Annotated in this window: 25 protein-coding genes; 3 read left to right on the forward strand and 22 right to left on the reverse strand. The window is 31.0% G+C overall.

The features are described 5' to 3' along the window. Nucleotides 1-24: 24 nt before the first annotated feature. The 7 genes from ACZYT4_RS02325 to ACZYT4_RS02355 form a co-directional block, all read right to left on the reverse strand. Nucleotides 25-909, reverse strand: coding sequence for a GerMN domain-containing protein (locus ACZYT4_RS02325; RefSeq protein WP_463782042.1), 885 nt, complete (start codon nucleotides 907-909; stop codon nucleotides 25-27). Between the two features lie 53 nt (nucleotides 910-962). Beyond that, complete coding sequence (gene murI, locus ACZYT4_RS02330; protein ID WP_463782043.1) at nucleotides 963-1763, reverse strand: glutamate racemase; 801 nt, start codon at nucleotides 1761-1763, stop codon at nucleotides 963-965. Nucleotides 1764-1765: 2 nt separating this feature from the next. Continuing rightward, the gene (locus ACZYT4_RS02335) at nucleotides 1766-2914 is read right to left on the reverse strand and encodes a M15 family metallopeptidase (protein ID WP_463782044.1); all 1149 of its coding nucleotides are present in this window, start codon (nucleotides 2912-2914) and stop codon (nucleotides 1766-1768) included. 65 nt (nucleotides 2915-2979) lie between these two features. Next, entirely contained in the window at nucleotides 2980-3183 is a 204-nt protein-coding gene (locus tag ACZYT4_RS02340) for a helix-turn-helix domain-containing protein (protein WP_463782045.1), read from the reverse strand. Between the two features lie 33 nt (nucleotides 3184-3216). After that, a complete protein-coding gene (uvrC, locus tag ACZYT4_RS02345) occupies nucleotides 3217-4989 on the reverse strand; it encodes an excinuclease ABC subunit UvrC (RefSeq protein ID WP_463782046.1) in 1773 nt (590 codons plus the stop codon). After that, on the reverse strand, nucleotides 4989-7298 hold the full coding sequence (locus tag ACZYT4_RS02350; protein ID WP_463782047.1) for an endonuclease MutS2: 2310 nt from the start codon (nucleotides 7296-7298) through the stop codon (nucleotides 4989-4991). Before ACZYT4_RS02350 ends, uvrC begins: the two co-directional genes overlap by 1 nt. 9 nt (nucleotides 7299-7307) lie before the next feature. Further along, a complete protein-coding gene (locus ACZYT4_RS02355; RefSeq protein WP_463782048.1) occupies nucleotides 7308-8087 on the reverse strand; it encodes a CvpA family protein in 780 nt (259 codons plus the stop codon). A 96-nt stretch (nucleotides 8088-8183) separates the two neighbouring features. On the opposite strand from ACZYT4_RS02355, the gene rnhC reads away from it, so the two are divergent. Further along, nucleotides 8184-9092 (forward strand): ribonuclease HIII, encoded by a 909-nt coding sequence (gene rnhC / locus ACZYT4_RS02360; protein ID WP_463782049.1) that lies wholly within the window; start codon nucleotides 8184-8186, stop codon nucleotides 9090-9092. Between the two features lie 56 nt (nucleotides 9093-9148). On the opposite strand, the gene ACZYT4_RS02365 is transcribed toward rnhC, so the two are convergent. The 4 genes from ACZYT4_RS02365 to trhA (ACZYT4_RS02380) all read right to left on the reverse strand — a co-directional run bounded on the left by ACZYT4_RS02365 (nucleotide 9149) and on the right by trhA (ACZYT4_RS02380) (nucleotide 11742). Then, the gene (locus ACZYT4_RS02365; RefSeq protein ID WP_463782050.1) at nucleotides 9149-9613 is read right to left on the reverse strand and encodes a deoxycytidylate deaminase; all 465 of its coding nucleotides are present in this window, start codon (nucleotides 9611-9613) and stop codon (nucleotides 9149-9151) included. Nucleotides 9614-9616: 3 nt separating this feature from the next. Further along, nucleotides 9617-10537: an RluA family pseudouridine synthase gene (locus tag ACZYT4_RS02370; RefSeq protein ID WP_463782051.1), complete on the reverse strand. Its 921-nt coding sequence runs from the start codon at nucleotides 10535-10537 to the stop codon at nucleotides 9617-9619. Next, nucleotides 10513-11019, reverse strand: a complete 507-nt coding sequence (gene lspA / locus ACZYT4_RS02375; RefSeq protein ID WP_463782052.1) for a signal peptidase II — start codon at nucleotides 11017-11019, stop codon at nucleotides 10513-10515. Before lspA ends, ACZYT4_RS02370 begins: the two co-directional genes overlap by 25 nt. Nucleotides 11020-11091: 72 nt before the next feature. Beyond that, a complete protein-coding gene (gene trhA, locus ACZYT4_RS02380) occupies nucleotides 11092-11742 on the reverse strand; it encodes a PAQR family membrane homeostasis protein TrhA (RefSeq protein ID WP_463782053.1) in 651 nt (216 codons plus the stop codon). 128 nt (nucleotides 11743-11870) lie between these two features. Between trhA (ACZYT4_RS02380) and ACZYT4_RS02385 the strand changes: the two genes are divergently transcribed. Continuing rightward, complete coding sequence (locus ACZYT4_RS02385; RefSeq protein ID WP_463782054.1) at nucleotides 11871-12425, forward strand: DUF1836 domain-containing protein; 555 nt, start codon at nucleotides 11871-11873, stop codon at nucleotides 12423-12425. Nucleotides 12426-12463: 38 nt separating this feature from the next. Here ACZYT4_RS02385 and trhA (ACZYT4_RS02390) read toward each other — a convergent pair whose 3' ends face one another. The 8 genes from trhA (ACZYT4_RS02390) to ACZYT4_RS02425 all read right to left on the reverse strand — a co-directional run bounded on the left by trhA (ACZYT4_RS02390) (nucleotide 12464) and on the right by ACZYT4_RS02425 (nucleotide 20006). Then, nucleotides 12464-13111, reverse strand: coding sequence for a PAQR family membrane homeostasis protein TrhA (gene trhA / locus ACZYT4_RS02390; RefSeq protein WP_463782055.1), 648 nt, complete (start codon nucleotides 13109-13111; stop codon nucleotides 12464-12466). Between the two features lie 17 nt (nucleotides 13112-13128). Further along, nucleotides 13129-14889 (reverse strand): MutS-related protein, encoded by a 1761-nt coding sequence (locus tag ACZYT4_RS02395; RefSeq protein WP_463782056.1) that lies wholly within the window; start codon nucleotides 14887-14889, stop codon nucleotides 13129-13131. Beyond that, nucleotides 14886-15374, reverse strand: a complete 489-nt coding sequence (locus ACZYT4_RS02400; RefSeq protein WP_463782057.1) for a GNAT family N-acetyltransferase — start codon at nucleotides 15372-15374, stop codon at nucleotides 14886-14888. Before ACZYT4_RS02400 ends, ACZYT4_RS02395 begins: the two co-directional genes overlap by 4 nt. Before the next feature lie 40 nt (nucleotides 15375-15414). Continuing rightward, the gene (locus ACZYT4_RS02405; protein ID WP_463782058.1) at nucleotides 15415-16266 is read right to left on the reverse strand and encodes an undecaprenyl-diphosphate phosphatase; all 852 of its coding nucleotides are present in this window, start codon (nucleotides 16264-16266) and stop codon (nucleotides 15415-15417) included. A 143-nt stretch (nucleotides 16267-16409) separates the two neighbouring features. Beyond that, a complete protein-coding gene (gene rlmD, locus ACZYT4_RS02410) occupies nucleotides 16410-17534 on the reverse strand; it encodes a 23S rRNA (uracil(1939)-C(5))-methyltransferase RlmD (protein ID WP_463782059.1) in 1125 nt (374 codons plus the stop codon). A gap of 9 nt (nucleotides 17535-17543) precedes the next feature. After that, nucleotides 17544-18977 carry a beta-Ala-His dipeptidase gene (gene pepD / locus ACZYT4_RS02415; RefSeq protein WP_463782060.1) on the reverse strand — a complete coding sequence of 478 codons (1434 nt, stop codon included), beginning with the start codon at nucleotides 18975-18977 and terminating at the stop codon, nucleotides 17544-17546. Nucleotides 18978-19030: 53 nt separating this feature from the next. Beyond that, complete coding sequence (locus ACZYT4_RS02420) at nucleotides 19031-19753, reverse strand: 16S rRNA pseudouridine(516) synthase (RefSeq protein WP_463782061.1); 723 nt, start codon at nucleotides 19751-19753, stop codon at nucleotides 19031-19033. After that, nucleotides 19722-20006, reverse strand: coding sequence for a hypothetical protein (locus ACZYT4_RS02425; RefSeq protein WP_463782062.1), 285 nt, complete (start codon nucleotides 20004-20006; stop codon nucleotides 19722-19724). Before ACZYT4_RS02425 ends, ACZYT4_RS02420 begins: the two co-directional genes overlap by 32 nt. A gap of 105 nt (nucleotides 20007-20111) precedes the next feature. Here ACZYT4_RS02425 and ACZYT4_RS02430 point away from each other — a divergent pair, with 105 nt between their 5' ends. Beyond that, nucleotides 20112-20861, forward strand: coding sequence for a MurR/RpiR family transcriptional regulator (locus ACZYT4_RS02430; RefSeq protein ID WP_463782063.1), 750 nt, complete (start codon nucleotides 20112-20114; stop codon nucleotides 20859-20861). A 52-nt stretch (nucleotides 20862-20913) separates the two neighbouring features. On the opposite strand, the gene ACZYT4_RS02435 is transcribed toward ACZYT4_RS02430, so the two are convergent. The 3 genes from ACZYT4_RS02435 to ACZYT4_RS02445 are packed head-to-tail and all read right to left on the reverse strand — an operon-like array spanning nucleotide 20914 to nucleotide 23564. Next, nucleotides 20914-21714: an ABC transporter ATP-binding protein gene (locus tag ACZYT4_RS02435; RefSeq protein ID WP_463782064.1), complete on the reverse strand. Its 801-nt coding sequence runs from the start codon at nucleotides 21712-21714 to the stop codon at nucleotides 20914-20916. Continuing rightward, the gene (locus tag ACZYT4_RS02440; RefSeq protein WP_463782065.1) at nucleotides 21708-22574 is read right to left on the reverse strand and encodes an ABC transporter permease; all 867 of its coding nucleotides are present in this window, start codon (nucleotides 22572-22574) and stop codon (nucleotides 21708-21710) included. Before ACZYT4_RS02440 ends, ACZYT4_RS02435 begins: the two co-directional genes overlap by 7 nt. Before the next feature lie 12 nt (nucleotides 22575-22586). Then, the gene (locus tag ACZYT4_RS02445) at nucleotides 22587-23564 is read right to left on the reverse strand and encodes an ABC transporter substrate-binding protein (protein WP_463782066.1); all 978 of its coding nucleotides are present in this window, start codon (nucleotides 23562-23564) and stop codon (nucleotides 22587-22589) included. Nucleotides 23565-23677 lie beyond the last annotated feature (113 nt).

Raw genomic sequence — 23677 nt, forward strand, 5'->3', positions numbered from 1 at the left:
TAAAGATTATTATATCAAAAACTTCTACATTTTGATATAGTTATAAAAAATTTGTGAAGTTTCCTGATTTCTTACATTTTCTCCATTAATAAGAATTTGTACATCCTCAACACCCTCTAATGAGGTTAAAGATAAAACAATCAGTTCTTCTAAAGTATGATCAATAGTCTCATTATCCAATAAGATATTAGAATCAAGTTCAATATTTAAAACATTATCTTCCTGCGATACACTTAACAAATTGATTTGGCTATTCAAATGATTCAAGATTGTTTGAACTTGATCTTCTAATGAATCATTCTCATTAATTCTTAAAGTCGTGGGAACATAGTATAGATAATCATGGATATTTTTTTCACGATAAATCATAACGGGTATACTCTGATGTAAGAGAAATGAAGCCTCTTCAAAATTGTTTAAACCAAGATTTTTTGTTAATTGATTTAAAGGTATTATACTATTAGGTAAGTAAGTTATATTTTGACCATCTATTTGTAATTTTAATTGCTGTACATCATCATAATCAGTGAAAACATAAGTTAATGCCTCTAAAATATCAAGTGCATCTTGATTGGAATATAAGTAATCATTAAAACTAACTGATAAAACACCATCTTCCAATTCTAAAGACTGTATTTCTAATCGAGAATCAAAAAGCGGATATAAACCATAGGACTCCATTTGAGAAGATTTCATTAAATCCAGTTTATTTCTTATATCAGTTTCCATTTCCATTTGATTATGAACATTCACATTAACAGGAATCAAATCTCCTTCTTCATCTTTATAAATAATGGTTTCTATATTTGTTTCTTCAACCTGCTGATCATCATCCTTTTTTAAATAAAGAAACGAAGCATATGTTAAACATGCTATGACTATCGCGATCATGATTATTTTCTTATTCATGTTGCCACCTCATCATAACATATGTAAAAAAATCGAAAATATGAAAAAAAGATTCATAATGAACCTTTTTTTAAATCAAGATGTTTGGCTTTTAAGTGCTGATACTCAAAAAAACCTATTGAAGATTGAACAAAAGAATCGACATTTCCAGTTGTATAAATGTGGATACTTCCAGCATCCAGAGATTGATTCTGTAATTGATGGTTTTTAAGATATGAGGCAACTTCCTGACAAATAGAAGCACTACTAGAAATATAATCAATATCAGGAATCACTTCTTGAATTTGTTCTAACAAAATTGGATAATGTGTACACCCCAAAATTAAAGCATCTATCTTTTGTCTATATGGAGATAAATATTCAGATAAAAGTGACTGAACCCCCTGTTTATAAGCCCCTGATTCTATAATGGGGACAAGTTTAGGTGTTGCCAGCTCATGAACTTGAACCTGAGAATCATATTCTAAAATCAGATCTCTATATTTATGTGATTGGATTGTTGCTGTTGTGGCAATCACCAAAACGTTCTGATGATGACGTGCCAGAAACTCATGAATAGTAGAATGAATAACACCAACAATAGGAGTTTGTGGATATAATTTCTGTAACTCATCTAGTACATTTGCACTTGTTGTATTACAGGCCAAAACAATCATTTTCACTTTTTGAGCAATAAAATACTCACAAATTTTACGCGTATATGATAAAAGCTGTTCTTTCGTTTTATCTCCATAAGGACAATGTGCATTATCCCCAATATAAATCATATTTTCATGAGGAAATTGTTCTCGCATATAGTCAAGAACAGTTAATCCCCCTACTCCTGAATCAAAGATTCCAATTGGATTATTCATAATTATTCTCCCTTATTCTGTAATTGATATTCTTCTAATGTTAAATTAGATTCATATAAAGACTGTGCCAAAGATTTCCCAACATATCTATAGATATGAGCATCATAAGCATGATTTGTAATAGATCCTTTACGTTGTGGATACCTTAAAATAAAGCCATACTCATGAGCATGTTCTTCTAACCATTTGGACATCTCTGTCTTTGCAAAATCTTGGTATGACAATTCAGATTGTGTCACTTCAATAGTCAAACCAAGTTGTGCTTCATTATATCCCACTTCATCATCTGATAACATTTGTGCTGACTGATAGGCACTTCTTAGTAAAAAACCTTTATATTCCTGACTTAAATCCGCATACATCTTCAACAACGCATTATATGCATCTTTTTGTAAATACATTGTATATCTCACTCTTGGAATATCTTGTACCAATAACAAGTCATCTGGTTCATATTCACCTATATAATTCTGCTCATTAACTAATGTATCTAATTCATATGGATCAAAAACAATATGAGTATCCGCCGGTAAAGTCGCCGACAATAAATGATCTAATGATGACTGATCATATGCCTGTGTTAACATAGTCATAATATTCTCAATATCCTTTAGAGAATCATACCCCATATCCTGTAAATTCAAAATATACTTTTCACTATCTTGAATATATGAATAATCATTTTCATCATATAATTTTTTCACTAATGTATAGATGTTGATGTAATCAAAATTAAAATTCTCAGTATTTAAAAAAGCCAGTTCCAATCCATTATGTACCAATATTTCAGCCTGACTATATGCCTGCTGGCGATATAAATATTCCAAACGTGTAGCTAATGAATTTCCGGTTTCCAATATATCTTCAACTTTCTGATAACGATTTGTTTCCTTTAATAAATTATAATATTGATAATTAACTAATTGAAAATCATCATACTCAATATAATCAATAAATAAATCAATCGATATCTGATTATCTATTAAATATTCTTGTTCCTCACTACTTAAATACTTTTCAATAAAAAAACGATTATCATTGTTAATACCATTGACTCTATAAAATTTATCAAAATGGAGATTAACAATATAAAAAGAGCAACTAAATAAAATGGTAATCACCAGAAATAAATGCCAAATCTTTAATTTCATCTCATCACCCTTTCTTGGTTATTATAATACATATTGTCTTATTTTTAAAGAAAAGAAATTGATTTCTACAAATCAATCTCTTTCATCTTCACAAGTTCCAAGACAGCTTGAATACGAGATTCAACACCAAGCTTTTGAATCACATTAGAAATATGATTACGGACTGTCTTTTCACTGATATATAATTGTTGTGCAATTTCTTTTGTTGTATAAGATTTTACCAAAAGGGTAAATATCTCTTTCTCACGTTTTGTTAATAAGGAATGCATGGTAACCCTCCCAAATTAATATATGAGAGAATATCATGAGCTGTGCTCATTTGTATGCAAAGATTCATAAAGATCTTTTGCAACTTTTTCTGGAACAACTTCCATAAGTTCTTCCAAAGATGCCTCCTTCATTCTTTTAACACTTTTAAAATGTTGTAATAATTGTTTTTTTCTTTTTGGACCAATTCCTTCAATTTGATCTAAAGTTGATGAAAATAAAGACTTAGAACGTACATTTTTATGGAAACTAATAGCATAACGATGGACCTCATCTTGCATACGTGTTAAGAGAAAAAACAATTCACTTTTTGGATGAATAGAAACAGGCTTGCCTTCTGTGTCTAAAAGCATAGCTGTTGAATGCTTATCATCTTTGGCGAGTCCACACACTGGAATATTCATTCCTAAAGAATCAATAACTTCCTGTGCCGCATGAATTTGTCCCAATCCCCCATCCACTATAATCATATCAGGTGGTGTTAGCTTTTCCATTAAAACACGATAATAGCGACGATAAATAACTTCTCGCATACTACCATAATCATCAGGCCCTTCAACAGTTTTGATTTTAAATTTGCGATAGTCCTTTTTAGAAGGCACACCATCTTTAAAGCAAACCATTCCCGCCACAGCATAAGCCCCCTGTATATTAGAATTGTCAAACAATTCTATAATATGTGGTGGCTGAATATGCAAAATTTCTCCCAATTGCTGAATGGCACCGATAGTTGCTGCTTCGTTTTTTTCCATAAGCTGAAACTTTTTTTCTAAAGATTCTTTCGCATTTTCAATAGCCATTTGAACAAGTGATGCTTTATTTCCTTTTTGTGGTTTTAATATTTTACAGTCAAGAATTTCCACAAGCAAATCAACATCCATATCCTGTGGCACTAGAATTTCTTTAGGTAACGTATTGTTTTGATAAAAAGTGACCATAAATTGCTGTAAACTATCTTGAACATTATCTTCAATTGGAATTAAATTCAAATCACGAGATAATAATTTTCCATGACGCATAAAAAACAATTGAATACTTAAATAACCATGATCTATATAATAACCTAAAATATCTCGATCGATCTGATCATTAAACTGGACATGCTGTTTAGCAGTCACATAACGAATATGAGAAATCAGATCTCTATATTCTTTGGCCTGTTCAAAATTCAATTCCTCACTCGCTTTACTCATTTTGTCTGTAAGTTCATTAACCTTTTCTTTAATATCACCATTCAATAGTTTCGTAATGGATTTTTTGATATCAACATATATATTTTCATCAACATCCTGAATACATGGAGCCAGACACTGTCCTAAAGAATAGTATAAACATGGTTTTTTAGGAATGTGATTGCATTTTCTTAAAGGATAAAGACGATTTAACAATTTAAAGGTTTCTCTAGCCGCTGTTGCATCTGGAAACGGACCAAAATGCTTAGCCTTTTTTTCTTTAGCATTACGCACGATACGTAAGCGAGGATGTTTTTCATTTGTCATTTGAATATATGGATAATACGTATTATCCATAAACATAATATTGTATTGTGGTGCATAATCCTTAATAAGATTAATTTCTAAAAGCAGTGCTTCTTTTTCGCTATCAGTGACAATATAATCAAAATCCTCTATCTCACTCACAAGTTTTGTTGTTTTATAATTATGAGCCCCCACAAAATAAGAATGAACACGATTTTTTAGTTTTTTTGCTTTTCCAACATATATAACTTTACCCTCTTTATTTTTCATAAGATAGCATCCAGGCGAAGATGGCAATAAAGAGAGTTTATTTTTTATCAATGTATTCATTATTCAAAATAAACAAGTGTCGCACCTAATCCGCCTTCATTAGGTCCTCCGTCACGATAAGAGACTACATTTTTGTTCTTTTCTAAAATTTTTCTTATTCCTTTTCTAAGTGCGCCTGTTCCCATTCCATGAATAATACGAACATGTGGATAACCTAGAACGATGGCATCATCTAAAAATTTATCTACCATATCCATAGCTTCCTCATATCTTTTTCCAATAATATTGAGTTCATAAGTTCCCGTTTTTTGGACAGAAGATTTCTTAACAGATGCCTTTTTCACTTTTTTGACTTTTGTTGGAGGATGTAAATAGACCACTTCATCTTCATGAAGTTTAATATTTAATCCTGATAAAGATACCATAATCATATGATTTTTTAAAATCTCAACAATATCTCCCTCTCTATTCATTTTGATGACACGAACATGATCACCAACATGTAATTCATGATCCTGTTTAAAAGAAACTTCTTCTTTTACAAATTTAAGTTTATCTAAATCATGTTTTGTCTGAATCACTTCATGCTGTTTAAGAGAAGATTGTTTCATTGTATCCAAAATATCTTGAACATCTTCTTTTGCTTTTTCAACAATTTGATTGGCTTCATCCTTAGCTTTCTCAATCAATTGCATTTTTTGATTTTCTAACTGTTTCAATTGTTTTTCATATTTTTGTTTCAGCAGCTGAGTTTCTTGTTGTGCTAGCTTTAGCTGTTCATCCTTCTGTTGGAGAATGTCTTCTTGCTTTTGCAGTGATTCCATCAGTTTTTCATGTTCACTCATAGAGCTTTCTTTAATAAGACGAGCACTCTCAACAATGTGTTGATCCATTCCTAAAAGCTCTGCAATTTCAATAGCATAAGATTGCCCAATACTTCCCAGCTGAAGATGATATGTCGGTTTCATAGATTCCATATCAAAAGTGACTGATGCCATAAGAATCTCAGGATGTTCTTGAGCAAATGTTTTGAGTCTTCCATAATGTGTTGTTGCCAGCACAAAAGATTTCATATCAATAAAGCGAGATAAAATAGCTTCCGCAAGACTTTCTCCCTCTTGAGGATCAGTTCCCGAACCAATTTCATCTAAAATAACTAAACTTGAAGAACTTGCATATTTGAGAATATCAATGATTTTCATCATATGACTGGAAAATGTAGATAAAGACTGTTCGATAGACTGTTCATCTCCCAAATCTACAAAAATATGATCAAATAATGGAACAGTAGCTTCGCTTGCAGGGACAGGCAAACCACATAACGCCATAAAAGACAATAGTCCTGCGGTTTTTAATGTCACTGTTTTCCCACCTGTATTGCTACCTGTAATCAGTAAAACTCTCTGTTTTTTTAATATAATGTCATTGGCAATCACTTTATTTTGATCAATGCATGGATGTCTAGCTTCAATAAAGGATAAAACATCACCATCTTTTTCAATGATTGGGCGTGTACAATGAAAGGAAACACCTAGTTGTGCTTTTGCAAAAATAAAATCTAATTCAGCCAATATCTCCAAATTAAATTGAAATTGATGATAATGACCTTTGACAATTTGAGAAAGTTGATAAAGAATCTTTTGGATTTCTTCTTTTTCTTGTGCCTCATAAAGGCTGATTTGATTATTCATATTGACAACATCAGCAGGTTCAATATAAACAGTTTGTCCTGTTGCACTTTGGGCATGAACCAATCCCTGAACCTGATTTTTATAAGAAATAGATACTGGTAAGACCAGACGATCATTTCTTGAAGTCATTTGATCAATAGACAAAAAGTCCTGATTTTCTTTCACGAGATGTTCCATCCTTGATCTGACTTGTGACTGTAAACTTTTGATTTGTTTACGAATATGATAAAGTTGAGGACTGGCATGATCATTCATTGTTCCATCAGCAGCAATACATCTTCTGATTTCATCCAACAAATGTGTATGTGGTTCTAAACCATCGGCCAATTCAGTTAAATAATGAGTTGAAATATCACTAGCATTGAAATAGTTTTGAACATTGACAATACATTCTAAATGCGCCTGTATCTGCAACAATTCTTCACCATTTAAAGAACCATCTCGATTCGCTTTTTTTAAACTTAATGAGATATCACTTAAGCCACCCAAAGGCATTCTCCCTTGAATATTAATGAGCTTCATAGCTTCATCTACTTTATCCAATGCCTCATTGAGATCATCTTCATCCGAAAACACAGCTAAATCATCGATTTGTTTTTTTCCCATAGATGATGCACAAAAAGTTTTTAATTTTTGTTGAATCACATTCATTTCTAACGTTTCATATATTGTTTTCATTATCCTATCTCATCCTTTCATTTCAGATAAAATATTCTGGATTTGTTGTGTTGAATAATTTGAATTTTCTAATAATTCTCTTAATTTCTGAGCCTGTGAATCTGTCAATTGAAGTGAATTTGTCTGTTCTTGATTAAGAATATATTCTTCAAAAATTTTCAAAGCGTCTTCTTCATTAATTAAATTTAAATCCAGCGCATTGAACGTTAAACGTGTCAAAACATCTAAAGAATATTGATCTAAATTTTCATCCTGATGCTGAAGAACTTGAATATCCATAACTGATTGACTGACTTCTGGCACTAATTGTGTAATAGCATGAGCAATTTGTGAATTTTCAATCTGCTGCTTACTGTTTTCAAAAAAAGGAATATAGATAAACACCAAAATCAGATATATATAAATTACACCTTCTATAACACTTAAGATTATACCTAAAAAACGATCTACAAAAGTTGTTAAAGAAAAAGTATGCATCAAACCTTTTAAAAGTGGTTTTATGAAATGACCAACTATCTTTTTTATAATCATTAAAACGATAAATAAAATCAATGCAATTATTATTTTGTTTATCATTGCACCAAACATGGATGATATCAAATCAGTTTCTTGATACTGATAGACTTTCCAAACGGAAGCAAGAGGATCTGATAATAAATACACAAGAAATAATACAATCAAAAAACTGATAACATCATAAAGCCTTGTAATAAAGCCTTTTATATAGCCAAAAATCGCCATAATCATCAAAAAGACGATACAAATCAAATCTATAGAAAAAAAATTCAAGAAAAACCCTCCTTATAAACGCCGTTATTATAACATTTGAAAAATGTTCTGTCAAAATTGACAAAATTATGTTAAAATAAGAATGAGGTGATAAACGTGGAACCAATTATACTTAAAGTCAATCAAAATACATTGGAGAAAATGAAAAAATATTACGATAGTCAAATGGTTCCAGTTGATGTCACAAACCTTATATTTAAAGCACATGCTATCGGTTGCGATATTATCGCTAGAGATAATAATACTGTTGAGTTTTCAGGGAACAATGCTTTGCAGGAAGCCAAACACTGGTCAAAGAAAATTGCAAAAGAATTAGCTAATATAACAATAAATGATAAAGATATTTTTCCGTATCATCATATTGGATGTGCTGAAACTGGTTCAGCTGATTATTTAGGTCCTATATGTGTTGTGTCTTGTTATGTCACGGAAAAAGATATAGAGCTTTTAAAAGAACTCAAAATCGATGATATAACCGCTTTAAGTAATCGTGAAATTGTTCAATGTGCAAAATTAATAAAGGATAAATTGATTTATAGCCTTTTGATTCTTGATAATTCACATTACAATAAAATGATTCATGATGGATTTAACCAAGCTAATATAAAATCAAAACTCTACAATCAGGCAACAGTGAATGTTATGCAGAAAGTCAAACAAAATGTAAAGGTAAAAGTGATTAATCAATTTGTTTCTCCAAAGACATATTTTAATTATTTAAAAAATGAAGTTATTGTTGTTAAAGATCTCATGTTTGTTTCAGATGCTGAAAAGAAATACATGGCAGTATTAGCAGCAGAAATTTTGTCTCAATATGCATATTTACAATATTTTGCTAATATGACAAAAAGCTTAAAGATGAATTTACTTCGTGGAACAAGTTCTCAAGTTGATGTTGTTGCAGCAAAAATTGCTTCTAAATATGGTGAAAATATTTTAACAAAAGTTGTTAAGTTGAATTTCACTAATACAAAACGTGTAAAAGCATTATTGAAAGAACAGTAAGAATGGCTAACCATTCTTTTTTTATTATAAACAAAAAAATCCTATTTTAGGATTTTTTACATAATAGAAATATCAAAACGCTCCATTTTCTGATAAACAACACCGGCAGCATCTAACATGCGTTTTGCAGCACGATCACTTGGTGTATCATTATATTTATCATCTTCATAGATAATTTTTTGAATACCACTTTGAATAATAGCTTTCACGCATTCATGACAAGGAAATAAGGATACATATATACGACAACCCTTTAAATTTTGAATACTATTTAAAATAGCATTCAATTCAGCATGCACAACATAAGGATATTTGGTATTATACATCTCCCCTTCGCGATTATCCCAAGGAAATTCATCATCTTCACATCCCCAAGGTAATCCGTTGTAGCCAACACCTACAATTTTATTTTCTGGACTTACTATACATGCTCCGACTTGTGTGTTTGGATCTTTTGATCGATATGCTGACAACTTTGCAATTCCCATAAAATACTGATCCCAGCTAATCACTTTTGACATTTGTTATTCCTCCATTTCACGACGTAACTCACTTATTTTTTTTACAAAGAAATCTGGCAAGTCACTTTCAAAATACATTTCTTCATGCGTTCTTGGATGAATAAAACCTAAAACTTTAGCATGAAGATATTGACCATAAGTTGTATCATCACGTCTTAAACCATATTGAGGATCTCCATAAACAGGATAACCAATGTATTGCATATGGACACGAATTTGATGTGTTCTTCCTGTTTCTAATCGACATTCCACTAAACTCATATCTTTAAAACGTTCGATAACTTTAAAATTGGTAATGGCTTCTTTCGCATTTTTATCTGTACATGTCATCTTTTGTCTATCATGAGGGTCACGACCAATAGGAGCTTCGATACGTCCAAATTCATGAGGAATTAAACCATGAACCAAAGCGATATATCGTCTTACCACAGTATGTTCCTGTAATTGCTGACTTAAACTTTGATGAGCCATATCATTTTTGGCTACCATCAGTAATCCACTTGTTTCTTTATCAATACGATGAACAATACCTGGTCGCATCACACCATTTATGCCTGATAAATCATGACAATGATACAATAACGCATTGACTAATGTTCCTGAATAAATTCCCGCTGATGGATGCACAATCATTCCTGTTGGTTTATTAACAACAATGACATCCTGATCTTCATAAACTATATCCAATGGAATATCTTCTGGTAAAATATCTGTGTTTTCAGGTTCAGGAATCATAATACAACAAATATCTCCAGCTTCCACTTTATAACTTGCTTTCACAACTTTATCATTTATCATAACATTCTTGTTATGAATCAATTGTTGAATTTGAGTTCTTGACATTTTTTTCAAATTAAGAGTTAAAAATTTATCAAGTCTTTGACCTACATTTTCTATTTCTACTGTAATTTTGATAGTTTCCATGCTTTATACTCCTCTATTCCAAATTCTAAAATGGCCAAAGCAACACCTACTGTGATAGCAATATCAGCAACATTAAAGACAGGAAAATTGTAACCAAAAATAATAAAATCAATAAAGTCTCTGACATATCCAAAAACAAGACGATCAATTAAATTACCAACCAATCCTCCAAATACAAGCACCAGTCCAAAACGTGTTAATTTTTGATAAGGTTCAGATTTAATAAAATAATAAATAATGCCTACTGCCGCTACCAAAGAGACAATAAAAAACAGACTCATTCTTCCTGCTAAAATCCCCCACGCTGCTCCTGTGTTATGAGTAGAGGTAAAGTAAAAAAAGTTATCTATAATTGCATAACTTGCACCATATGAAAGAGTATGATTGATAATAACCTTTGTCATTTGATCGCCAATAACGATTACAAGAAAAGTCATAATATATAGCAATATTGCTTGATATGTTAATTTCATTTTTTTCATCCTTTTATCACCATTTCCTATTATAAGCAAAAATATAATATAAAGCAAAGAAAAAAAGCATAGATATGCTTTTTATAGAATAAAAATAACGATAGCTAAATAATGAAAAACAGACCCCATAATGACAAAAATATGGAAAAGTTCATGAAATCCAAATCTTTCACTCAAATTTGGCTTCTTAAATATATATATAAATGCTCCAATAGAATAGGCAATTCCACCACAAGCAATCAATGCTAAACATGGTAAAGAAATGCCACTGAAAGATTGAAAATCAAAGACAATGGACCAACCCAATATTAAATAGATAGCTGTTGCGATAGCACGTGGGGCATTTAGCCAACATATTTTTAATAGAATTCCTATAATCGCAACACTCCACAAAACAGCTAAAAAATAATAAGAATGTGGTGCTGGCATACATGATATCACCACTGGAGTATATGTTCCTACAATCAAAACATAAATCATAGAATGATCCAATTTTCTTAAAATTGTATTTATTTTCTGACTTCCATTAAAAAAGTGATAAATTGAACTTGCACTATATAATGCAATCAAAGAGATTCCAAAAATAATTCCAGCCCATAAGATTGATGGCGTCGTTTCTTTATGAACTCCTACAAAAATCATAATGAATAAACCCAATAACGATAAACAGGCACCTATAAAATGTGTTTCACTACTAATAGGATCTTTTGCTTTTTGAAACAACTTATTCATATTTTCAACTCCTTTTTATGTAGTTTTCAATACTACTTTATATATTTATTATATTTTATTTATAGCATTTGTCAACGAGATATTGTTATTTTTTATAAAATCATGTATATTATCTATGAGGTGATTTTATGAACAATGAAACATTTGACAATATTCTTAAACAAATTGAAAATATGAGCTCATTAAAATCCGAGGATATTCCTTCTCTTGATTTATATATGGATCAGATTATGACATTGTTTGATATCAATCTTGCAAATAACAAACGTCACGAAGATGATAAACTTCTTACCAAAACAATGATTAATAATTATTCTAAGGAAGGTTTAATCAAACCTATCAAAGGAAAAAAATATTCAAAAGACCATATTTTACAGATGTTACTTATATATTCATTAAAAAACACTATCTCCATTCAGGAAATCAAAAAAGTTCTTCAACCTTATCATGAACACATCGAAGAAATAGAACCTATTTACAATAAATTTCTAGAAATTAAAGAACAGTTATCTCATGATATTACAGTTTCTACTTGTAATGTCGTTGAAGAACATCATATGAATTTAGATAATCCAGATCATATGGTTATCTTATTGTTGTTGATTTGTTTCTTAAGCAATCAATATAAAATGATTGCTGAAAAAATATTAGATACTTTCTATCCTGATTCAGAAGACAAATAAAGCCTAGAGATGGGACCTAATCCAATCTCCAGGCTTTTTTACATAAAGAATACAATCGCAATAAAATGAAGAATACTGGCACAGTTAATAAAAAGATGCCAAACAAAATGAAAGAATTTTTTATGTTTTGCATAAAAGAATACACCCACTGAATACATAACTCCACCTAAAACAATGAAGAATAAAAACCAAAAAGATGAATGAATCAGGAATGGAATAAATAAGATAGCAACCCATCCCATGATTAAATAAATTGCAGTAGACAAAATCGGATATGATTTTTTTGAGATGGCTTTTAATAGTATTCCCGCTAAAACAGCAGACCATTGTATTACCAAAATCAAAATTCCAACCCAACCTTTAACAACACATAATGCGACTGGTGTATAACTTCCAGCAATAGCTAAATATATACAAATATGGTCTAATTTTCTAAAAATATATTTCTGTTGTGATTCATAAGCCATACTATGATATATTGTAGAAATCAAGAACATTAAAAACATACAAATCATAAAGATAGAAACGCCTACACTACGAATAATACCACCTTGAATATAGGAATAAACTGCAACAAATGGCAATAATAATAAATAAATCAGTGCCATAACACCATGACTCACAGCATTCCCTACTTCTTCTCCAAAAGTTAATTTAAACATATCTCTCATTGTTTTTTCTTTCATATACAATTCTCCCTCCTCTATTCATCAAGGATTCCTACTTGTTTTAATAAAAATTGTCCATTAGAACTTTGAGATGGTCCCTTTTTTATTCGATAATCAAAATATATGTGTTGATCCTGATAGTATTCATCAAAATGATAATTTTGCCTTTTCAATTGACCAAGTTCTAAATCATGTGTTGTTAAAAAAACATAGGCATAAGGTAAAGATAACTTTTCAATAGTTGCTTTTGCCCCAGCAATACGATCTAATGAATTAGTCCCTTTAAAAATCTCATCAATAAAACAAATCATTGGTTTTTGATTTTTAGAAAAATCAATCATATCTTTAATACGCAGTAATTCTCCATAAAATGTTGAAATTCCTTCCTCAACATTATCTTTGACACGCATTGATGTCATCATATGCATAGGTGAACATAGCATTTGTTTTCCAAAAACATATCCTCCTGCATAAGCCAAAACAAGATTGAGGGCAATTGTACGCATAAAAGTTGTCTTACCAGACATATTAGAACCAGTGATGATACATAAAGATTCCTGCATAGAAAAATCATTACCAACAACCTGTTTAGGGTCTATCAATGGATGCCTTAAATCTTGAAAAGAAAGGACTTTTTCTTCCTGAATTTCTGGTAATACCACATCAAAATGATCTATCTTTAAAATAGATAAACTCATTAAAGCTTCTATTTCTGCTAAGGCATCAAACCATTCTGGTATTCGCTGTTGATATTTTTTCAGCCACTTGGCATATTGATAATGAATATAAAAATCAAAAATACCCAATGCATTCAATAAAATAAAAGCAAAAATATTTTGACGATAAATCATTTTCTGACTTATATTTGCTAAGCGATGAATGGCTGTAACGGCATCGTCTTTTTCACATAGACAAGATTGGAGCGACTTCAAATATGATGAATCAAAAGAGTTATTCACAATTTGTGCATAAATATGTGCATAACTTTCTAATCCTGAAGAAAGATATGCAATTGGTTGAAACATTTCCTGATGTTGAAAATATCGCAAAAAAGCAAAACAAAGCTGCAAAACAACTCCAATCTCTAAAACAACCTGACTATAAGGCATATACCAGTGAAATATAACACAAATAAGACTTAAACATACAATTACAGGTAATACAAATAGAAAAGGTGTGAGAGATGAGACTTGATGTGTTTTCATATAATCCATCCATTGATCAATCCAGTTGGCTTTCTGTGAGGGAATCATAGCTCCAAGTGTTTCCAGTTTTAAAACAAATTCAGGATTATTGGCCAATTCTTTGACAGCCTGCTGTCTTTGTTGTATTTCATCATAAGTATGATCCTCTATTAATAGATGAGCCAGTTTCTTTTTCCCTAGTTGAGTAAATGCAGTACAAATCAATTGATATAAAGAGTTTCTTCCTAATATATCTAAATCTATACTTTTATAATCTTTTTCATCTAAAAATTCCTCACCTGTACATGAAAAATCTTTCCATTTTCCTTCCATTCTTTTCACATGTTTGGCATATGTTTCTAACAGAGCATGGGCATAAATGTCTCTTTTTTTATAACGACTATGAAAGAAAATCATACATAGAAAAGCAATCAGACAGACTATCGCAAATCCATATCCTATATTGTTTGAAAAATACCCTAATAAAAGGAATAAAATCGTAAGACAAAAAAAGATAAATCTCAATAAAGAGAACAGATTGCAAATACGATGAATAGAAAGACTTTCTTTTTGTGTTGAATCATATCTTTTATAAAAATCAATTAAATTCATAACTTCTCCTTTGTTAAACACTTCTCAAATACTATAACTTCTTCATGACCAGAATATGAACAATCAATACGATGAAACCCCATGGCTTCCCAAAATTGTTGCCCCTGCCTATTTTGCAAAAGACAAGCTAATTGTATGGCCTGATAATTTTGATAATGATGACAAAACTGAGTGATTATTTTTTCTCCGTAATGTTGACGCCAAAACTTTTCATCAACCAAAAATAATCCAATCCATATATAAGATTCATCATGAACCATGGAATAACGATATCCAAGACAATAATCTATATATGCCACCATTTGATTTTGATCATATATTTTATAATGAAAGTGATTCTTTTCATCAAATCCTTTTGGACCCAACATATCTTGTTGGATATATTCATATGTGATATCTTCTGAAAACAAAGAAAAATACTTTTTTTGACGCAAATAAAATTGATAGAGTTCTTCATCACATGTATTGACAATACGGTATTCCATAAATTCTCCTTTTATAAAGAAAAACACGATGATGATCGTGTTATCCCATAAACATAAAATATAATAAGACTATAATTCCTAAAATGATACGATACCATCCAAAAACCTTAAAGTCATGTTTTTGAATATAGTTCATTAAAAATTTAATGACTAATATAGAAACAACAAATGCGACAACCATACCTACTATCAGTATCGTTGCTTCCTGCATAGTAAATTGAAGTCCAAATCTTACCAATTTTAACAATGAAGCTCCAAACATCACTGGAATCGCCAAAAAGAATGTAAACTCAGCAGCAACAGTTCTTGAAACCCCCAATAACAAAGCTCCTACAATTGTAGCACCTGAACGAGATGTTCCTGGAAAAATAGCGGCAACCAACTGAAAAATACCAATAATTAATGCAGTCTGAATTGTAATATTACGTAATGAATTGACACGACTACGCTGATGTGCATTACGGTTTTCAATGACAATAAACGCAATACCAAAAACAATCAAAGCAATGGATACAGTCTGATAATTATAAAACAGCGCTTCTAACTGCTGATCAAATAATACACCAACAACAGCAGCCGGTATACAAGCTACCAGTATTTTAACCCATAACACAATCTTATCAACTTTGACATATGATAAGATGCCATCCTGTGCTAATGGATACTGATTATCCTTTTTCCCAAAAGGGAAAATTTGATTCCAGAATAAAATCACAACTGCTAAAATAGCCCCTAGCTGAATCACAACCTGAAACATACTATAAAATTCTGAAGTGACATCCAATTTAATAAATTCGTCAAGTAGAATCATATGTCCAGTACTGCTAATTGGAAGCCATTCTGTAATACCTTCTACAAGTCCAAACAAAATTGCTTTTAATATTTCAATCATTATTAACCCTCCTGATTGATTATTTATACTTGTAATACTATATATGAATTGACATATTTTGTATATCATTTTTATGAAATTTTTTATAAATTTCGGTTATTAGAAATTTTTAGTTTTGAAATATAGAAAAAATGAATCATTGACTATTTTTTTTGCGATAGAACTGTTATACATTCTATATGTTCAGTATGTGGAAACATATCAATAGGATATATGTCTTGACTATCATAGCCTATATTCGAAAACCAGTGTAAATCTCTTGCAAGTGTAACAGGATTACAAGAGACATATATAACTTGACGAGGTTTTAAAACACGTATGGATTCCACAAACACTTCTGTACTCCCTGAGCGCGGTGGATCCATAACCACACAATCAACATGATCATTTTGAGCTGCTAAAGTTTGAATAAACTTTGAAGCATCATCATGATAAAACTGAATATTGTTTATGTGATTCATTTTCGCGTTATTCTTAGCATCTTTATAAGCCTCATGATTAAGTTCTACCCCTATAACATTATCAACAGACTTTGATAAAAACATACCTATCGTTCCAATACCACAATAAGCATCTAAAATCACATCTTCCTTTCTAGGATTCAATAATTCTAAAATTTTGTGATACATGTATGTACATTGTTCATGATTAATCTGATAAAACGATTGAGCTGATATTTTAAATGTCAGCTGACACAATTGATCAACAATGAAGCCTTTACCATATAAGACTTTTTCCTGTTTTGATAAAACAACACTTGTTTTTCGAGGATTTATATTGAGAACAACAGATTTGACTGATGGACAAGCGTGAACAAGCTCCTGACAAAAGTTTTTACTTCCTTTCATAACATTCTCTCTACCTACCAAAACAACCAATGTCTGATTTGTTGTAACAGCACGACGTATCAATACATGCTTTAAAAAGCCTTTATTTCTCTTTTCATCATAAATAGAAACACGATATTTTTTGAGTATTTTCTGAATTTGGGATAATACATGATGCGTCTCTTGATCATGAAGCAAGCATTTTGTCATAGGAACAATACGATGAGATGTTTCCTCGTATAAACCATATTCATATTTTTGATTAAAAGCAACAATCACTTTATTTCGATAATCATAAGGATGTTGCATGCCGTGAACTTCATGGATATGATGATCAGGAAACAAACTTTGACATTTTTCTTTTTTGATGAGAAGTTGCTTGGAATAATCCATTCCTATATACTGGCAACTTCCACATTGTTTTTTTAACGAACAGTCCATAATTCCCTCTTATAATGTTTCCAAAAAAGCGACTAAACATTGATAAGTTCTTAAATAAGAGTCTAAATCTAGTTTTTCATCCGGTGTATGTATATCTTCCATATGTGGTCCATAAGTCACGATATCTAAATCTGGAATTTTCTGTTTAAAAACTCCTGTTTCTAAACCACCATGTGTTGCCACTTCTTTTAAAGGAGTCCCTGTATATTGCTGATAAAACGCTTTTACTTGATTTCTTAAAGAAGAATTCGGATCATAATCCCATCCTGGATAATCACCTGAAACCTGTACAAAAGCTCCATATAGTGATGCAATAGCTTCAATTTGCATACACAATTGCTGACGAGCACTCTTTAATGGTGAACGCAGTGAATAATCAATAGTAAAACTGTTATCATGTGTGCGAATAACACCCATATTCAACGACAAAGTAGGCAAATGTTCAATAACAGGTGATATCTCTAATAATCCATTTGGACATAAATACATGATAGATATCATCGCTTCGCTGTCTTTAGCACAAACACAAACATCGCATTCATCTTGTAATAATTCAACATAAAAATGAGAATCACTGATTTCTAATTCTTTTTTGATTTCCTCTTCACATTGTCCAATAATCTGAGCTAATTCTTCATAGGATTGCTGACTGGCGAAAGCAACACTGCATTCGCGAGGAATTGCATTGTTTTTCAATCCACCTGTTATATCAATCAAACGGATATCCATACCATTTTTCAACAATTGATATAAAATACGCCCTGCAATTTTATTAGCATTTCCTCTTCCTTGATCAATACAACCACCAGAATGTCCTCCAAGAAGACCTTTCACTTCTAAAACATAAACAGGTGACTCATTATCTTCTCCCATGATTTCCTTCGTAATAAGTAAATCATTACCACCAGAAGATGAGACACATGTTTCGCCTTCTTCCTCATTATCTAAATTAATCAGACGCTTAGCTTTTAACACTGACGTATCTAAACCTGCAGCACCATAAAGTCCTACTTCTTCCTGTACAGTGAAAACACACTCTAATGCCGGATGCACTAAGCTATCATCTGTCAATAAAGCTAACATATAGCATACACCACATCCATCATCCGCTCCTAATGTTGTTCCTTCAGCATGCAAAAAACCATCTTCTACATAGAGTTTTAATGGATCATGTTCAAAATCATGTTGACTATCTTTATTTTTTTCATTCACCATATCTGTATGCGCCTGCAACATAACAGGCTCATGATTTTCATATCCTGGACTTGCCTCCTTAAACACAATAACATTATTCATCTCATCTCTTTCATAACGAAGATTGTGTTGTTTGGCAACTGACTCAATATAATCAGCAATTCCTTCTTCATTATATGAACCATGTGGAATTTGTGCAATGTCTTCAAAATAACGATATATTAAAATATTTTCATCTAAAACAGCCATATTTATATTCCTCCATTTCTTTTTTCAATTATAACAATTACCCAAACAGATGTCTATCTTAAACATTTTTCTAAAATAGTCATTTCTTCCTCATTTAAATGACGATATTCCCCTGGTTGTAAAGATTCATCTAATAAAATACCAGCAAAAGATATTCGTTTTAATGAAACAACTTCATTTGATAGTGACATAAACATCTTTTTCACTTGATGATATTTTCCTTCATGAAGTGTCACATGACATTGATATGAATCAATCATTTCCAATTTTGCTGGTTGGCAAAGATATGTCTTATCAATAATAATTCCTTGCTCAAATAAAGTTTTATAATTCTTAAAAATAGGATATTTTGTTTTAACTTGATAAACTTTTTCTACATGATTTTGAGGTAATAAAAGTTTTTTTGACAAAGATGCATCATTTGTTAATAAAACAAAACCTGTTGTATCTTTATCTAATCTTCCAACACAATAACAATCTTTCTCTTTCATGAGTTGTAATAAATAAGGATTTTCCTTATCATAAGATGCACATATATAACCTTGAGGTTTATTCATCATAAAGTATTGAAAAGGATGCGCCTTGATTGAATTTCCGTCAACATAAATTTTATCTTCCTTTTTGATCAGATAATACGGATCATATATACACTGCTCATGAATAAATACATGTCCCTTTTTGATCAGATTTTTACATTGTTTCGCATTTCCTAATTGATTTTTCATAAGAATAAGATATAAATATTTAATGAGAATTCCTTCCTCTCCAGCAATCATTAGAACGTGCATCACCATTATTCTTAATAATTACAGGCACAAGACGACCACGATGATAATCAGGTTTAATAGTAAGTATATCTTCTAAGACTGACAAACGCTTATGACCATCAACACATATGTAATGATGACCAATCTGTTTAACAGAAATAGGAAATGAAAAACCAATTCTTAATACAGATTGAAACAATTCCTCAGAATAATCTTTTTTCATAAAATCAATTTCAGAAATATCTATTTTTTGAATACGCATGATGAAATCCTCCTTTGTTTTATGATTATATCATTTTTCCTAAAAAATCAAAATATTTATCTATTTCTTATTAAACATGATATAATAATTTTTAGGAGGGATACTATGAACATTTTATTAAGCCGTATTTTAACGTATTTAAATGGTACACTATTCCATGACTATAATTATAAAATCTGTACGTTCATTATATTTCATTATTTAGAAATGGAAGATATGAGTGAAGAGAAGTTCTTAAAGAAAGGATGTTTCAAAAAAGAAGAACTTTATGCTTTCATTTCATTACTAGGTTTTCAAGAATATGAAGAATTTAAAGAAACATTGGTGAATCATCATCAAACACGATTAAATCAAATCCGTGTCAGAATGCTTGGCGTTGATAGTCGTGATTTTATTCAAAAAATGGATAAGGATTGCAGTGATGAAGAAATGGAAAAAATTATCAGTGATATTTGTCAAAAACTTTATCGTTCAAAAAGAATTGTTATTTTTGGTGCTCTCTACCCTATTTCTATAGCCATTGAGTTACAAACTGATATGATTACTTTTGGAAAACCTTTTATTCAATATCATAATTATGATCCTATTGTCATGGATGAAAATGATGTTGCTATTGTTATTAGTGCTACTGGCCGTTATTTAGAAGGTTTCAAGAAGTCAAAAGCTGATGTTCATATTGATAAAGCTCAACAAATTTTAATTACTCAAAACAAAAAATATCTTAAGACAGAAACAACCCCAAATTGTAAGGTTATTTATGTTCCTGGTAAATTTGATAGTATTAATTTTAATTATCAGATTATGACAATATGTGATTTGATTCGTTTACATTATTTCCAACAATATTATTTATAATCATAAGCCCAAGACGGGCTTTTTATATTTTATAATATAATATGAAAAGCAGTTATAAAACTGCTTCATTTCTTAGTAAGATACGATCATTATATTCATGAGTTTGTGAAGTATAGAGTTCAATTAATCCTTCTACCGTTAAATTTTTCTTTTTTTCTTCATCAATCAAATCTAAGATTTTTCCATCTTTCATAATCATTATTTTTTGACCATAACGTAGTGCATCTTCCATATTATGTGTAATCATTAACGTTGTCATTTGATGACGTTTGACAATATCATCAGTAAGCTTAAGAACTTTAGAGGCTGTTTGAGGATCCAAAGCTGCTGTATGTTCATCAAGCAATAATAATTGTGGTTTTGCATATGTGGCCATCAATAAAGACAAAGCTTGTCGCTGACCGCCTGATAAAACACCTACTTTTGTTTCTAGACGATCTTCTAAATTTAAATTCAGTTCTTTTAAAGCCTCTCTCATTTGCTGTCGTTGTTGATGTGTTATAGGTTTTAAACGAAAGTAATGTCCTTGACACGCTGAGAGAGCTAAATTTTCTTCAATTGTCATAGAGGGTGCTGTTCCCATAAGAGGATTTTGAAAAAGTCGACCAATAAAACGCGAACGTTTGTACTCTTTAAGATGTGTTATGTCCTGATTTTTTAAAAAGATTTTACCACTGGTTGGAGAAACAGCTCCACTGATTGTTTGAAATAAAGTAGACTTTCCTGCGCCATTGCTACCGATAATCGTCACAAAATCCCCCTGATTGATTTTGACATTCACATGTGATAAAGCCATTTTTTCATGAATAGTTCCTTGATGAAAAACAACTGAAACATCTTGAATTTCTAACATACTCTATGCCTCCTCATCTTTATTTTTGTTAAAATCAAAGCAACAATAACCAACAATGCAGATAATAACTTTAAATCTGTCGAAGGCAGACCTAATAATAAAGCTATTGTTAAAATGCCACGATAAATCATTGCACCAACAACAACAGCTATCAACTGATAGGAAATTTTATCTTTTTTTATAAAAGCCATCCCAATAATAATGCTTGCTAAACCAATAACCATCATTCCTGTTCCACTTTGGCTATCCGCAAAAGACTGATGCTGTGCATAAATAGCTCCTGACAAAGCAACAAGACCATTAGCCAATGAAAGGCCTAGAATTTTCATCTGATCGGCATCAATGGAAGAAGCTTTGACCATCGCTTCATTATTTCCACAAGCACGTAACGCTAAACCTAAATAGGTTTTTAAAAAATAACACAGAAGCAAACAAATCACGACAAGTATCATTATAATCAAAATGAATCGTGTATAAGTTCCTAAGAAAGAAAGTGAAGAAAAAATAGTAGGAAAACCAAATAATGAAATATTTGGTGAATCATTCATAACTTTCAGATTAATAGAATACAAACCTGTCATTGTCAAAATTCCAGCCAGCAAAGAGGCAATACGCAATTTTGTTGTTAATAATCCTGTGACAAGCCCTGCAATCATTCCACAAATCATACCTACCAATAATCCTAAATAGGGATGACCATTGATTGTCAATACAGCACTGACTGCACAGCCTAATGTAAAACTACCATCAACTGTCAAATCAGGTAAATTTAACACTTTATAACTGATATAAAGACCTAAAGACATAATAGCAAATATTCCACCCAACTCTAAAGCACCTATAATAACCGTCATACTCATAAAACATCTCTCCTATATCATTTCTAAAGACTTATCATTTAAAATACTTTCAGGCAATTGAATTTTTAAATCATTTAAAACATCTTGATTCACATAAATATTTAAATCTTCTTTAAAAACTTTGACAGGAATATCAGAAACACTTGTACCTTTTAAAATCTGATCAACCGTACGTGCAGTTTCTCGACCTAATTCTTCATAATTAATACCCACACTCAAAAAGCCACCATCTTGTACCATAGAATCAGCTCCAACATACAAAGGAATATCAGCCTTCACACAAGCATTACCGACAACATTCATAGCACTTGCAACTGTATTATCGTTAGGAGCAAAAACAGCATCACATTGACTTGCTAAAACATCAATAGCACTTTGTACTTCATTCACATTTGTAACTGTCGCTTCAACAATGTCTAAATCATGTTCTTGAGCATATGTTTTTGCTTTCTCGATATTTGTTACTGAATTTGTTTCTCCCTTATTATAAATAACACCAAGTGTCTTTAAATCCGGATCAATCTCCATTGCTTTATCTAGAATTAAATCAACTTGTATTTCATCACTTGTGCCTGTGATATTTTTATCTGGATGTTCCAATGAAGATGTTAACTGAGAAGCAATAGGATCAGTAACAGCCGCAAAAACAATAGGTGTTGTATCGGAAAGAGAGGCAACTGATTGAGCTACAGGCGTTGCAATAGCCATAATAACATCTGGTTCTTCAGCTGCAAATGTTTGTGTAATACTCGCAGCAATAGAATTATCCCCTTGAGCATTTCTAAAAATATACTCTACATTTTCTCCATCAACATAACCTAATTCTTCCATTTCTTGATCAAAAGCCGCTTTAATCGTATCTAAGGATGTATGTTCAACATATTGAACAATAGCAACTTTCTTCATCCCTGAATCTGTCACACTCTGACATCCTGTCACTACAAATAATAGTAAAATACATGTTAATAATTGAATTAAAATTTTTTTCATATGTCTAATCTCCTTTTTTCATTCTAATATTTTATATTCATTTACAATCTAGAAAATTAGACACCATCGTTTTGTCGTCATAAGAAATCTCCTTTCTTATTGGCATATAAACA

This window comes from Massilimicrobiota sp. mt181 (assembly GCF_055420065.1).